The organism is Nocardia sp. NPDC005825, from assembly GCF_040630175.1.
Lineage (GTDB): Bacteria > Actinomycetota > Actinomycetes > Mycobacteriales > Mycobacteriaceae > Nocardia.
This window is the reverse complement of sequence record NZ_JBEXXC010000008.1, coordinates 138,023-151,335: the sequence shown is the minus strand read 5'-3', so window position 1 is coordinate 151,335 and position 13,313 is coordinate 138,023. Positions and strand designations below refer to the sequence as shown.

Below are 13,313 nucleotides of genomic sequence, written 5' to 3'. Positions count from 1 at the left end.
TTTCAGAGCTTCCGCAGCCGCAGCCGGTTGATGGTGTGGTCGGAGTCCTTGCGCAGCACCAGGGTCGCGCGCGGCCGGGTGGGCAGGATGTTCTCCACCAGGTTCGGCCGGTTGGTGTTGTGCCAGATCTCCTTGGCCTGGTTGGTGGCTTCCTGGTCGTTGAAGTTCGCGTAGTGGTGGAAGTGCGAGTTCGGGTCCTGGAAGGCGGTCTTGCGCAGCGACAGGAAGCGCTGCACGTACCACTTCTCGATGTCCTCGATGCGGGCGTCGACGTAGACCGAGAAGTCGAACAGGTCCGACACCATCAGGCGCGGACCGGTCTGCAGCACGTTGAGGCCCTCGACGATGAGGATGTCGGGCTGGCGCACGCAGTGGTATTCGCCGGGCACGATGTCGTAGGCGATGTGCGAGTAGACGGGCGCGCACACCTCGGACGCACCGGATTTCACCTCGGTGACGAAACGCAGCAGCTTGCGCCGGTCGTAGGACTCCGGGAAGCCCTTGCGGTGCATGATGCCGCGCCGGGTGAGTTCGGCTGTCGGGTAGAGGAATCCGTCGGTGGTGACCAGATCCACCCGCGGATGGTGGTCCCAGCGCGCCAGCAGCGCCTGCAGCACACGCGCGGTGGTGGACTTGCCGACCGCGACCGAGCCCGCCACGCCGATGACGAACGGCACCTGACGGTCGGGGTGGGTCTCGCCGAGGAAGGTGGCGGTGGCGGCGAACAGGCGCTGCCGGGCCGCGACCTGCAAGTGGATGAGTCGGGCCAGTGGGAGGTAGACCTCGGCGACCTCTTCGAGGTCGATCTGCTCCCCGAGACCGCGCAGGCCGACCAGTTCCTCTTCGGTCAGCACCAGGGGAGTCGCCTTGCGCAGGGTGCGCCACTGCTTGCGGTCGAATTCCACGTAGGGGCTGGGCTCGCTCATCCGTGCCATTACTCGTGTCCTTGCATTCGACACTCGTGTCCTGGGATCTGACACTCGCTCCGCGTCGCCAACACTCCACGCATAGCCGAATTGTGCTCGGCTCCAACATCGAGGTGAACACCAGGTGTTGCTACTGGCCGGTAACCAGAGTGAGATAGGCGACATCACAGCCGCCGGGCGTGTCGGGTGAGGCTGCGCAGCACCGGGATCCGGGCCGCTCACGCGCGCGGCATCCCCTAGGGTCGAGATATGGCAGCGCATCCCTTGGTGACCGAGTATCTGCGGCTGGGACTGGCCTTCGACCGGTTGGAGGAGGGGTTCGTCGACGCCTATACCGGCGATCCCGCCCTGCGGCGCGAGGTGGAGAACGCGCCGAAGCCCGAGCCGCGCGATCTGGCGAACCGGGCCGCGGCGCTGCGCAAGGAATTGCCCGAGGCGGGCCTGTCAGCGGAGCGGGTCGAGTTCCTCGACGTCCACCTGCGCGCGCTGGAATGCTCCGGGCGCAAGTTCGCGGGGGAGGACATCTCCTTCGTCGACGAGGTGAGCGCCTACTTCGACGTGGACATCGCCCCGGGCGACACCGAGGACTACCGCGAGGCGCACCGGCAGCTCGACGAGGTGCTGCCCGGCGACGGCCCGCTGCTGGATCGCATCTCCGCGCACCGCCGCCAGGACGAGATCCCGCCCGACCGCCTGCGGGAATGCGTGGCCGCCTTCTCCGGCGCGCTGCGCGAACTGGTCCGCGACCGCTACCCGCTGCCCGACAACGAGCACGTGGAATACGAAGTGGTGGGCGACAAGCCGTGGTCGGGCTTCAACTACTACCTGGGCAACTACCAGTCCCGGGTGGCCATCAACTCCGATCTCAAGCAGCACCTGTCGCAGCTGCCCGCGCTGATCGCGCACGAGTCCTACCCGGGCCACCACACCGAGCACTGCCGCAAGGAGGCCGGACTGGTCGGCGCCGGGCAGGACGAGCAGACGCTGTTCGTGGTGAACACCCCGCAGTGCCTGATGGCGGAGGGGCTGGCCGATCTGGCCCTGAAGTCGATCGTGGGCCCGGGTTGGGGCCGCTGGGCGCAGGAGATCTACGCCGATCTGGGACTGCGTTTCGATGGTGAACGCGCCGAGCGGATTTCGACGGCGTCAGCGAACCTGTTGAGCGTGCGCCAGGATGCGGCACTGTTGCTGCACGACCGCAAGCGTGATTCGACCGAGGTCGCGGAGTATCTGCAGCGCTGGAGTCTGGTCACGCCGGAGCGGGCCACGCAGTCGCTGCGCTTCCTGTCCTCACCGCTGTGGCGGGCTTACATCTCCACCTATGTGGAGGGCTATCGACTGCTGGGCGGCTGGCTGGATCGGGCGGGCGATGCCGCCGAGCGGTCCGAGCGTTTCCGCCGTCTGTTGGACGAACCCCTCACGCCCGGCGCGATCCGCCGCATGTGAGGGGTACTCCCCGAAGAGTCCGGAAGGGTCAGGCACCCCAGGCGTTGCAGGACGCGCCGCCGCTGGAGGCGGTGCACAGGGTGCGGAGCAGGGTGAACAGGATGTCGGTCGGGCCACCGGTCGCGATGTTGAACAGCATGTGATGAATCCTCGAAATCTGGGTAGGGCCAAGGACACTGACCCATCTGGGTCAGCCGTGCGTCACCTTACCCAGATTTGTTGCTCCGCCATAGCCTGTATCTGTGATTCTGTCCACTCGAAGGACTGTTAACGCGGTTGGCTAGGATGGGAGGACCGCGACTGGCGCACTCGAGGTGGAAGTAACCACCGGGAAGCACCCCAAGTCCGGCACCGCGCGCCTGGGTGCCTGGCGATCCCCGAATCCCGATTCGGGGTACCCGGACGACGGAGGTGCGCCATGCACGATTCTCTGAACCCACTGACCGACTCCGCGGCGGCGGCCAATACACTCGGCGGCGTGACGACCCAGACGAGCGCCTCTGTGAACAGCCAGTCCCTCGCCGAACTCGACCCCGAGGTCGCGGCCGCGATGGGCGGCGAACTCGCTCGCCAGCGCGACACCCTCGAGATGATCGCCTCGGAGAACTTCGTGCCGCGCGCGGTCCTGCAGGCGCAGGGCAGCGTGCTCACCAACAAGTACGCCGAGGGCTACCCGGGCCGCCGCTACTACGGTGGCTGCGAGAACGTCGACATCGTCGAGGATCTGGCCCGCGCCCGCGTCAAGGAGCTCTTCGGCGCCGACTTCGCCAACGTCCAGCCGCACTCGGGCGCGCAGGCCAATGCCGCGGTCCTGTCCGCGCTGATGAACCCGGGCGAGAAGCTGCTCGGCCTGGACCTGGCCCACGGCGGTCACCTCACCCACGGCATGCGCCTGAACTTCTCGGGCAAGCTCTACGAGGTGCACGCCTATGGCGTGTCCAAGGAAGACCACCGCGTCGACATGGACGAGGTCCGCAAGATCGCCCGCGACACCCGCCCGAAGGTGATCGTCGCCGGCTGGTCGGCGTACCCGCGTCACCTGGACTTCGCCGCCTTCCGTGAGATCGCGGACGAGGTCGGCGCGTACCTGTGGGTCGACATGGCGCACTTCGCCGGTCTGGTCGCGGCCGGGCTGCACCCGTCGCCGGTCCCGCACGCCGACGTCGTGTCCTCCACCGTGCACAAGACCCTGGGCGGCCCCCGCTCCGGCCTGATCCTGGCCAAGCAGGAGTTCGCCAAGAAGCTGAACTCCAATGTCTTCCCGGGTCAGCAGGGCGGCCCGCTCATGCACGCCATCGCCGCCAAGGCCGTGGCCTTCAAGATCGCCGCCGGCGCGGAGTTCGCGGAGCGTCAGGCCCGCACCATCTCCGGCGCCAAGATCCTGGCCGAGCGTCTGACCCAGGCCGACGCCAAGGACAAGGGCATCACCGTCCTCACCGGCGGCACCGACGTGCACCTGGTCCTGGTCGACCTGCGCAACTCGCAGCTTGACGGCCAGCAGGGCGAGGACCTCCTGCACGAAATCGGAATCACCGTGAACCGCAACGCCGTTCCGTTCGACCCGCGCCCGCCGATGGTCACCTCCGGCCTGCGCATCGGCACCCCGGCGCTGGCCACACGCGGCTTCGGCGACGAGCAGTTCACCGAGGTCGCCGAGATCATCGCCGCGGCGCTGACCGGCTCCGCCGACCTGGACTCGCTGCGTCAGCGCGTCTCCAAGCTGGCCCAGGACTTCCCGCTGTACGACGGCCTCGAGGACTGGCGTCTGCTGGGCTGATCCCCGCCGAACGACCGAGCGCCCGCCACAATCTCACGATCGTGGCGGGCGCTCGTCGTTTCAGAAGGTCCAGAACCTGCGCGGGCCGCCGGTGAGCTGGGGAGCGTCGGCGGAGACGGTGGCGATCAACTCCTTGGGATGCGGGTTGACCCAGTGGCGTTCCGTCGAACCGTCGCGGAACACGACCGTGGGCACGGTCTCGTTGCCGTCGGCCACCGATCGGACGAACGCCGCCGCGTCGGGGTCCTGCCAGATGTCGACCTCACGGTGAACGATGCCGTGCCGGTTCAGGACCCGGCGCATGCGCGAACAATAGGGACAGCCGGGACGCCGGTAGACGATCAGCTCCGCGGTGGCATCAGCGCTCATTCCCGGAGTGTAGGACCGCGGCGACGGAACGGCCTATGCTGCAAGGGGATCGGAGGCGGGGATGACGACCACCGTTTTGCTGCTGGGATTGAAGTCGGCCGTGGTGGACGAGGTGCGCGAGCGCGTCGGCCTGCCGGAGGTCGATATCCACGCGGGCACGGGACTGGCCGATCTGCGGGACACGTTGGCGCGCACCCCGATCGACCACGTGATCATGGGTGCGGGCCTGGATCTCGAGGACCGGCTGCGCATCGTGCGCGCCGTCTTCGAATCCAGTGACCGCACCACCGTCCACATGAAGGACTTCGCCTCGGGGCCGCAGGGATTCGCGCCGTTCGTGCGTGCCGTGCTCACCGGACTGCACGGCACGCCGGCCGGCTGAATTCCGCTGTCGTCTCAGGCGTGCTTGGTGAGGTAGTCCACGTACATCGGCCGCAGCACCTCGCCCAGTTTGCCTTCCCCGGCGTGGAAGTAGTCGTCGAGCAGGGCCGCGGTATTCCAGATGTCGACCTCGCCCTCGCCCTGCTTGCCCGCCGCCACCTCGGCGCCGGGAATCGCCTTGAGCAGCTGCCACAGGAATTTGACGTCGCCGCGTCGGGCGGCCAGCTTCACGGCGCGGTCGTGCAATTCCTTGGTGGACAGCGTCGCCAGATCCGGAGTTTCGGCCATGGTCTCGACTGTAATGGAGCACATGACACAGCAACCGGGATACCGGGTCAAGCGCGTCTACGACGCCCCCGATGCCGCCGACGGCCGCCGCGTGCTGGTGGACCGGCTGTGGCCGCGCGGCATCAGCAAACAGCAAGCGGCCATTGACGAATGGGCCAAAGACGTGACCCCGTCGAACGAACTTCGCAAGTGGTATCACGCCGCGCCGGAGACACGCCGTGCCGAATTCGAGCGCAAGTATCGAATCGAGCTCGGGGCCGATGCGGCCCGCGAAGGTCTGGCGCACCTCCGGGAGGAGGCCGCCACCGGTCCGTTGACCCTGGTCACGGCTACGAAAGAGCCGGAGCACAGCCATGTCCCGGTACTTCTCGCAGAATTGGGCGAAACGCCCTAACGGGACTCCCGTTAACCCGATCTTCACGAATGCGCCCGATAGTCCGGCGGCCGGATCGCGAATTCGGCGGTAGCGTCGGGGGTGCGGGCCGCGTAGGTGTGGCTCGTACGGGAGGTCCTGATCGTGACTGAGCAACTCAGTACGAGGGGGCCGGCACCCGGCCCTCGGGTCGTACGACCCCAAGGCTGACCGGCCCAGCGAGAACGCTCGCGCGGTGTCGCGCGAGTGGCAAAGGAGCCCACCGTGACTGATGCACGCTCCGTCAACGCTCCCACCAGGGACGCCGGCTCTGACCAGAGCCCGCGGCCCACGACACGGGGAGTTCGCGCCTCGCAGTCGTCCGATTCCGGACCGAAAACCTTCGTAGTCGACACGTCGGTGTTGCTGTCCGACCCCTGGGCCCTGACCCGCTTCGGCGAGCACCACGTGGTGCTGCCGCTGGTGGTGATCAGTGAGCTCGAGGCCAAACGGCACCACCACGAACTCGGCTGGTTCGCTCGCGAGGCGCTGCGCATGCTGGACGATATGCGCTTGGCGCACGGTCGGCTCGATCAGCGGGTGCAGGTCGGCACCCAGGGCGGGACACTCCAGGTGGAGTTGAACCACACCGACCCCGCGGTACTGCCCGTCGGATTCCGCACCGACAGCAACGATTCCCGCATTCTGGCGTGCGCGCTCAACCTGGCCGCCGAGGGCCAGCGGGTCGCACTGGTATCCAAGGACATTCCGCTGCGGGTCAAGGCCGGCGCGGTCGGCCTGCAGGCCGAGGAATACCACGCCCAGGATGTCGTCATCTCCGGGTGGACCGGCATGGTGGAGCTCGAGGTGGCCACGGCCACCGTCGACAAGCTCTACGCCGATTCGGTCATCGATCTCGACGAGGCTCGGGACATGCCCTGCCACACCGGGATTCGCATGGTCAGCCCACGCGGCAGCGCCCTGGCCCGGGTCACGCCGGACAAACGGGTACAGCTGGTGCGCGGCGACCGGGAGGCGTTCGGACTGCACGGGCGCTCGGCCGAACAGCGGATCGCGCTCGATCTGCTGCTGGACGAGAGCGTCGGCATCATCTCGCTCGGCGGGCGGGCCGGTACCGGTAAATCCGCGCTGGCGCTGACAGCCGGACTGGAGGCGGTGCTGGAGCGCCGCACGCATCGGAAGGTGGTGGTGTTCCGCCCGCTCTACGCGGTGGGCGGGCAGGAGCTCGGCTATCTGCCGGGCTCGGAGAGCGACAAGATGGGGCCGTGGGCGCAGGCCGTCTTCGACACCCTGGAGGGGCTGGCCAGCCCCGAGGTGATGGAGGAGGTGCAGGCGCGCGGCATGCTGGAGGTGTTGCCGCTCACCCACATTCGAGGACGCTCGCTGCACGACTCCTTCGTGATCGTGGACGAGGCGCAGTCGCTGGAACGCAATGTGCTGCTCACCGTCCTGAGCCGGTTGGGCAGCGGATCGCGGGTGGTCCTCACCCACGATGTGGCGCAGCGCGACAACCTGCGGGTGGGCCGGCACGACGGCGTGGCCGCGGTGATCGAGAAGCTCAAGGGACACCCGCTGTTCGCGCACGTCACCCTCACCCGCAGTGAGCGGTCGCCGATCGCGGCGCTGGTCACCGAGATGCTGGAGGAGTTCGGACCGAATTCCTGACATTCGGTAGGTAGTTCACCCGCCTGGTCGGAGAGCGACGCGCTCTCCGACCAGGCGTTTTCTCGGCAAGAGGCGGTGGCGAGAGCCATCCCTGGTGTGACAACGAGACCACGGTCGCCGAGAAGTAGCGGCGATAGCTTTTTCGAATTGTTGCCGAAGGTCCCCATATTTGCCGATCTGCCGCTAGGTTGTTCGCGTGCACAACGTTTTGGCCGATCGGGACCTGCTGGATTCACTCGCGGCGGAGGTGGAGAACAACCTCACGCGGCATATCGACCTCAGCCCGGAGTGGCAGCCCCACGACTACGTGCCGTGGTCCGACGGCCGCAACTTCCAGGCCATGGGCGGAACCGATTGGGACCCGGCGCAATCCGAGCTGAGCGAGGTCGCCAAGACCGCCCTCACGGTGAGCGTCCTGATCGCCGACAACCTGCCCTCCTACCACCGTGAGCTGGGCAAGTACCTGCGCACCGGCCCCTGGTGGCGGTGGGTCGGCCGCTGGACCGCCGAGGAGAACCGGCACGAGATCCTCATCCGCAACTTCCTCATGGTCACCCGCGCCGTCGACCCGATCGCGCTGGAGCGCATGCGCATGGCGGCCATGACCGCCAGCTTCAACCGTCCCGGCATGCACCTGCTCGAGGTGCTCGCCGTGGCCGCCTTCGAAGAGGCCGCCGCCGCCGTCCGGCACCGCAATACCGCCCGCCTCGCCGACGACGTCATGGTCGCGTCCATCGCCGACCGCCTGGCCGCCGACGACGAACTGCAGGCCGTCTTCTTCGCCAACCTGATCTCCGCCGCGCTGGACCTGGCCCCCGACCAGACCCTGCGGGCGATCGCCAATCGCGTCGCCGACTTCCAGGTGCCGGTGATCGAACTGTCCGACGGCCGCTCCAGCGACGAGGTGCTGGCCGCGGCCGGGATCTACGACCGCGCCCAGGAGCCCGAGCTGGTGTTCGGACCGCTGCTCGAGCAGTGGAAGGTGTTCACCCGCACCGACCTCGGCGAGGAAGGCGAGAAGGCGCGCGCCGAACTGGCCCACCTGCGCCCCTGAACCAAGCCGACGCGGGTGGATCGGTCGACGCGCCTGAATGGGCACCGCGACCGAACCGCCCGCCGTGCCCCGGAACCGCCGGGGCCCCCAGCCTGACGCCGCGCCTCGTGCGCGGTTTCGATGCCGACGCCCGCCGCGAGAATCGTGGCGGGCGTTGTGCTTTCGCGGGGCAGCCGTTGTGCCGACGCGGCTCAGTGCGGGAGTATCGCGCGCACCACGCCGGTCGCCGTGCCGCGCAGGACGTTCTCCCACGAGAAATGGTCGTGCCACAGCGTGATGCGGCCATTGCGGAACTCGAAGGTGCCGCACACCCAGAACGCGATCTCGATCGGGCCCACCCGCAGGTAGTCGGTGCGCTCGGTGAGCACCACCCCGTCGTCGGTCGCGGCGATGTGGTGCATATCGGCCCGGAAGCCGAAGCGCGGGTTGTTGAACAGGCCCAGCACCCAGCGCACCCGGTCGATACCGCGCACGTCGGGCAGCGAGGTGTTCTTCCAGACGATGCCCGGGTCGGCCAGTTCGAGGGCCTCGGGCACGATGTTCATCTCCAGCGCGGCGAAGAATTCGCGCACGGTGGTGACCGGATCCTGCTTCAGCTCGGGTAGCTCCGCCATCTGCCGAGCGTAAGCCGAATCCGGGCCGCGGCACAGACATTCCCGGCAACTACCGCCGTGTCGCGATGAGCGACGCCACCCCGTCCAGGATGCGCTCGATGCCGTAGTCGAGGGCATTGTCGCGGCCCGCCGTGGCCGCGCTCCCGGTACCGGGGACGGCTTCGGCGAGCGCCACCGCCGCGTGCGGGAAGCGGTCGGCCTGGGTGAGGAACACCGCGGTCATCTCCCGCGCCAGCTCGCCCTCGAGGTCCACGCCGGCGGTCCCGGTCTGCAAGCCCATCCCGCGTACGTGGTTGAGCAGCAGGACGACGGTGTCGAGGCGTTCCGCGTGGGTCAGGCCGCTGCGGTCCAGCACGGCGAGAGCGGTCTCCAGCCAGGCCAATTCGTTGGGGCCCATCACCCGGACACCGGTGGCCAGTTCGTTGAGCCAGGGGTGGGCTACGGCGTTGCCGAAGAAGGTTCCGGACCACTCCCGCAGGTAGGCCCGCCACGATTCCGGATCGGCGGGGTCGGTGTGGTTCTCCGGCGGTGAGCTCAGGGCGGCGTCCAGCATGAGCGCGGTGAGCTCGGTCTTGCCGGGGACGTAGCGGTACAGGGCCATCTTGGCGCAGCCGAGCCGTTCGGCGAGCCGGGCCATGGACAGGCTGGCCAGGCCTTCGGCGTCGGCGAGGGCGACCGCCTCGGCGACGATGCGCTCGAGGGTGAGCGAGGGTTTGGGCCCGCGCCGGGGGCGGTCGGGGGTGCCCCAGAGCAGTTCGCGGGTGGTGGGTGCCGGCATGGTCGCCATCCTTCCGGATTTCTGGGTTGACACCTAACTGCGTCCACCATACTCTATTAATCATCAACAGCGTCTGCCGGACGCAGTTACTGAAGGGGTCATCATGCGCAACACCACCGTCCTCGTCTCCGGAGCCAGCGTCGCCGGTCCCGCCCTCGCCTACTGGCTGCACCGCTACGGCTTCCAGGTGACCGTGGTCGAGAAGGCGCCCGCCCTGCGCACCGGCGGACAGGCCATCGACTTCACCGGCGAGACCCACATGACCGTGCTCGAGCGGATGGGCGTGCTCGCCGACATCGAACGCCGCCAGACCGGCAAGACCGACATGGTCATGCTCGACGAGTCCGGGCAGCAGCGGGCCCTCATCTCCGGCGACTTCACCGGCGGCGACGTCGAGATCCTGCGCGGCGACCTGGCCGCGATCATGTACGAGCACACCGCCGGCACTTGCGAATACCTGTTCGGCGACACCGTCACCGCGCTCACCGAGACCGCCGACGGCGTGGACGTCGAATTCGCGCACGCCCCGGCCCGGCGCTTCGACCTGGTCGTCGGCTGCGACGGAATCCACTCGCGGGTACGGAAACTGGCCTTCGGACCCGAATCCGAATTCCTCGCCTACCGGGGTTACTACTACGCGCTCGCGGGCGCGTCGCTGTGGGAGGACGCCGACGCCCCGCGCGAGCGGGCGGTGTCCCGCGGCTGGACCGCGCCCGGGCGGCTCGCGGTCGATGGCGGGGCGAAGGCCGCGCAGATGTACATGTTCGCCTCACCCGAACTCGATTACTCGCGAGACGATTTCGACGAGCAGCGCCGGATCGTCGCCGAGAAGTTCGCCGGCATGGGCGGCGACGTGCCCGCCATGCTGGCCGACCTCCCGCACCTGGACGGGTTCTACCTGGACTCGCTGAGCAAGGTGACGATGAAGAACTTCGTGTCCGGACGCGTGGCCCTGGTCGGCGACGCCGGGTACGGCAACACCCTCGCCGGATTCGGCACCGGGCTCGCCGTCGTCGGCGCGTACGTCCTGGCCGGGGAACTGGCCGTCGCCGACGGCGACCACACCGTCGCCTTCGCTCGCTACGAGGACATCATGAAGCGCTACCTGCGCAAGGCCGACGACGCCCGCCCCGGCCCGTTCCTGGCCCCGAAAACCGCCCTGGGCCTGCGTCTCCGCAACTGGTTCCTGGGATCCTGGGCCTTCGACATGATGCTGAAGTACGCCGATTCGGCGAAGAACGACATCGAACTGCTCGACTACCCGGCGCTGGTCTCCCACTGAGCCGGTCGCCGTGGGTTCAACGCCAGGGCCCGAACAGCCCGTTCGCGTAGTCGGTCAGCGCGTTCTGCAGGAACGGCCCGAAACTCACTCGGGCCACACCCAATTCGGCGAAGTACTCCCGCCCGCCCTGGGTGGGGATGCCGATGGCATTGACCGGCAACGGCAGTTCACCGGTGAGCCGCCGCAACACCTCCGGCTCGTGCCGGCCGACCGGATAGAGCACGTCGGCCCCGGCGGCCGCGGCGAGACGCAACCGCTCGAGCGCGCTGTCCAACCGCTCCGCCGGAGTCCCGGTATCGGGACGCAGGAACACATCGGTGCGCGCGTTCAGCACGACATGCACCCCGGTCGCATCGGCGGCCTGCCGCAACTCACCGACCAGATCCGCGTGCTCCTGCGGCTCCCGAAGTCGCCCGCCCTCGCTGTGCACGGTGTCCTCGATATTGAGACCGACCGCCCCGGCCTCCAGCAGACCCTCGATCAGGGTCGCGGGCTTCTGCGCATACCCGGACTCGATGTCCACCGAGACGGGAACATCCACGGCGGCCGTGATCTCCCGAATCCGCGAGGTCACCTCGGCGAAGGTCATCCCCTCCCGATCGGCCTTCCCCAGCGAATTCGCGAGCGGATGGCTCCCGACGGTGATCGCCGAGAACCCGGCCTCCCGAACGAGAGTCGCGGACCAGGCATCCCACACGGTCGGCAGGATGACGGGATTACCGGGCTGGTGCAGAGCGAGAAAATCGGCGGCTTGCTGCTCGAGGCTCATGATTCGATCCTGCCTGACGGTGTCGGTCGGCGAAAGGTGGACTGCGCCACCGGCACCGGTCTCACGCCGGTGCCGGTGGCGCCGAGGTCAGTTGCCGTCGACCTTGGCCATCGAGAGCACGTTCAGGCGGCGGTCGAGTTCCTCGAGGGACAGGTTGTCGCCGATCAGGCCGCGGTCGATGACCGTCTGGCGGATCGTCTTGTGTTCCTTCAGGGCCTGCTTGGCCACGGCGGCGGCTTCCTCGTAGCCGATGGCCGAGTTCAGCGGGGTCACGATGGACGGGGAGGATTCCGCGAGGTGCCGCAGCCGGTCGACGTCGGCCACGAGACCGGACACGCACTTGTCGGCGAACAGGCGGGAGACGTTGGCCAGCAGGCGGATCGATTCGAGAACGTTGCGGGCCATCACGGGGATGTAGACGTTCAGTTCGAACGCGCCGTTGCCGCCGCCCCACGCGATGGCGGCGTCATTGCCGATGACCTGCGCGGCCACCTGCGTAACCGCTTCGGGCAGGACCGGATTCACCTTGCCGGGCATGATCGAGGAACCGGGCTGGAGATCCGGCAGCTGGAGTTCGGCGAGGCCGGTGAGGGGGCCCGACCCCATCCAGCGAATGTCGTTGGCGATCTTGGTGAGGCTGATCGCGACCGTACGCAGGGCGCCGGACAGCTCCACCAGCGCGTCGCGGGCGGCCTGGGCCTCGAAGTGGTCGCGGGCCTCGGACAGGTGGTCGAGGTCGGTCGCCTTCGTCAGTTCCGCAACGACTTTCGCGCCGAACCCGGCGGGAGCGTTGAGACCGGTGCCGACGGCGGTGCCGCCGATGGCCAGCTCACCGACGCGCGGCAGGGTGGCCAGCAGCCGTTCGACGCCCGCGCCCACCTGGCGGGTGTAGCCGCCGAACTCCTGGCCCAGGGTGACCGGGACCGCGTCCATCAGGTGCGTGCGGCCGGACTTGACGACCGACTTCCACTCCCGCGACTTGTCCTGCAAGGCCAGCCGCAGATGGTCCAGGGCGGGGATCAGTTCCTTGATCACGGCCTCGGTGGCCGCGAGATGCGTTGCGGTGGGGAAGGTGTCGTTGGAGGACTGCGACATGTTGACGTCGTCGTTGGGGTGCACGGTCACGCCGTCGCGGGCGGCGATGCTCGCGATCACCTCGTTGGCGTTCATGTTCGAACTGGTGCCGGACCCGGTCTGGAACACGTCGATCGGGAACTGGTCGTCGTGGCGGCCGTCGGCGATCTCGTTGGCGGCCGCGATGATGGCGTCGGCCTTGGTCTTGTCCAGCAGGCCCAGATCGCGGTTCACCGCGGCGCAGGCCGCCTTCAGCAGGCCGAGCGCGCGAATCTGCGCGCGCTCCAGGCCGCGTCCGCTGATCGGGAAGTTCTCCACCGCGCGCTGCGTCTGCGCGCGCCACAGGGCGTCGACGGGGACACGAACCTCACCCATCGTGTCGTGCTCGATCCGGTACTCGGTCATGAATTCGACCCTAGGCCCGTCCCGCGCCTCGCGGGAGTGCCACGCCTGAGGGAATCGGCACACGCGCGCCGGGAATAGGGCCGCCCGCGCACCGGACGCGAAACCGCCCCGG

At 68.4% G+C, this 13,313-nt stretch carries 14 protein-coding genes; 7 read left to right on the top strand and 7 right to left on the bottom strand.

Translation table 11 applies throughout. From position 1 onward, the window contains the following. Positions 1 to 2: 2 nt before the first annotated feature. Complete coding sequence (gene coaA, locus ABZ382_RS22230) at positions 3 to 935, bottom strand: type I pantothenate kinase (RefSeq protein ID WP_357091711.1); 933 nt, start codon at positions 933 to 935, stop codon at positions 3 to 5. 240 nt (positions 936 to 1,175) lie between these two features. Between coaA and ABZ382_RS22225 the strand changes: the two genes are divergently transcribed. Then, positions 1,176 to 2,372: a DUF885 domain-containing protein gene (locus ABZ382_RS22225; protein WP_357091708.1), complete on the top strand. Its 1,197-nt coding sequence runs from the start codon at positions 1,176 to 1,178 to the stop codon at positions 2,370 to 2,372. A 478-nt stretch (positions 2,373 to 2,850) separates the two neighbouring features. Next, positions 2,851 to 4,149, top strand: a complete 1,299-nt coding sequence (gene glyA / locus ABZ382_RS22220) for a serine hydroxymethyltransferase (protein WP_357091705.1) — start codon at positions 2,851 to 2,853, stop codon at positions 4,147 to 4,149. A 60-nt stretch (positions 4,150 to 4,209) separates the two neighbouring features. Here the strand turns inward: glyA and ABZ382_RS22215 are convergent, their stop codons facing one another. After that, positions 4,210 to 4,518, bottom strand: a complete 309-nt coding sequence (locus ABZ382_RS22215; protein ID WP_357091702.1) for a glutaredoxin domain-containing protein — start codon at positions 4,516 to 4,518, stop codon at positions 4,210 to 4,212. Between the two features lie 61 nt (positions 4,519 to 4,579). Between ABZ382_RS22215 and ABZ382_RS22210 the strand changes: the two genes are divergently transcribed. After that, positions 4,580 to 4,900 (top strand): hypothetical protein, encoded by a 321-nt coding sequence (locus ABZ382_RS22210; protein ID WP_357091699.1) that lies wholly within the window; start codon positions 4,580 to 4,582, stop codon positions 4,898 to 4,900. 14 nt (positions 4,901 to 4,914) lie between these two features. Here ABZ382_RS22210 and ABZ382_RS22205 read toward each other — a convergent pair whose 3' ends face one another. Continuing rightward, the gene (locus tag ABZ382_RS22205; RefSeq protein ID WP_357091696.1) at positions 4,915 to 5,187 is read right to left on the bottom strand and encodes a hypothetical protein; all 273 of its coding nucleotides are present in this window, start codon (positions 5,185 to 5,187) and stop codon (positions 4,915 to 4,917) included. 22 nt (positions 5,188 to 5,209) lie between these two features. Between ABZ382_RS22205 and ABZ382_RS22200 the strand changes: the two genes are divergently transcribed. The 3 genes from ABZ382_RS22200 to ABZ382_RS22190 all read left to right on the top strand — a co-directional run bounded on the left by ABZ382_RS22200 (position 5,210) and on the right by ABZ382_RS22190 (position 8,279). Further along, positions 5,210 to 5,581 (top strand): DUF488 family protein, encoded by a 372-nt coding sequence (locus ABZ382_RS22200; protein WP_357091693.1) that lies wholly within the window; start codon positions 5,210 to 5,212, stop codon positions 5,579 to 5,581. A gap of 243 nt (positions 5,582 to 5,824) precedes the next feature. After that, on the top strand, positions 5,825 to 7,225 hold the full coding sequence (locus ABZ382_RS22195; RefSeq protein ID WP_357091690.1) for a PhoH family protein: 1,401 nt from the start codon (positions 5,825 to 5,827) through the stop codon (positions 7,223 to 7,225). A gap of 196 nt (positions 7,226 to 7,421) precedes the next feature. Beyond that, positions 7,422 to 8,279 (top strand): acyl-ACP desaturase, encoded by an 858-nt coding sequence (locus tag ABZ382_RS22190; RefSeq protein WP_357091687.1) that lies wholly within the window; start codon positions 7,422 to 7,424, stop codon positions 8,277 to 8,279. A gap of 191 nt (positions 8,280 to 8,470) precedes the next feature. Here the strand turns inward: ABZ382_RS22190 and ABZ382_RS22185 are convergent, their stop codons facing one another. Continuing rightward, positions 8,471 to 8,893, bottom strand: coding sequence for a limonene-1,2-epoxide hydrolase family protein (locus tag ABZ382_RS22185; protein ID WP_357091684.1), 423 nt, complete (start codon positions 8,891 to 8,893; stop codon positions 8,471 to 8,473). A 49-nt stretch (positions 8,894 to 8,942) separates the two neighbouring features. Continuing rightward, positions 8,943 to 9,671 carry a TetR/AcrR family transcriptional regulator gene (locus tag ABZ382_RS22180; RefSeq protein WP_357091682.1) on the bottom strand — a complete coding sequence of 243 codons (729 nt, stop codon included), beginning with the start codon at positions 9,669 to 9,671 and terminating at the stop codon, positions 8,943 to 8,945. Between the two features lie 103 nt (positions 9,672 to 9,774). On the opposite strand from ABZ382_RS22180, the gene ABZ382_RS22175 reads away from it, so the two are divergent. After that, entirely contained in the window at positions 9,775 to 10,953 is a 1,179-nt protein-coding gene (locus ABZ382_RS22175) for an FAD-dependent monooxygenase (protein WP_357091679.1), read from the top strand. Between the two features lie 16 nt (positions 10,954 to 10,969). Here ABZ382_RS22175 and ABZ382_RS22170 read toward each other — a convergent pair whose 3' ends face one another. Continuing rightward, positions 10,970 to 11,722, bottom strand: a complete 753-nt coding sequence (locus tag ABZ382_RS22170; protein WP_357091676.1) for an isocitrate lyase/phosphoenolpyruvate mutase family protein — start codon at positions 11,720 to 11,722, stop codon at positions 10,970 to 10,972. A gap of 87 nt (positions 11,723 to 11,809) precedes the next feature. Next, entirely contained in the window at positions 11,810 to 13,201 is a 1,392-nt protein-coding gene (locus tag ABZ382_RS22165) for a class II fumarate hydratase (protein WP_357091673.1), read from the bottom strand. Between the last annotated feature and the right edge of the window lie 112 nt (positions 13,202 to 13,313).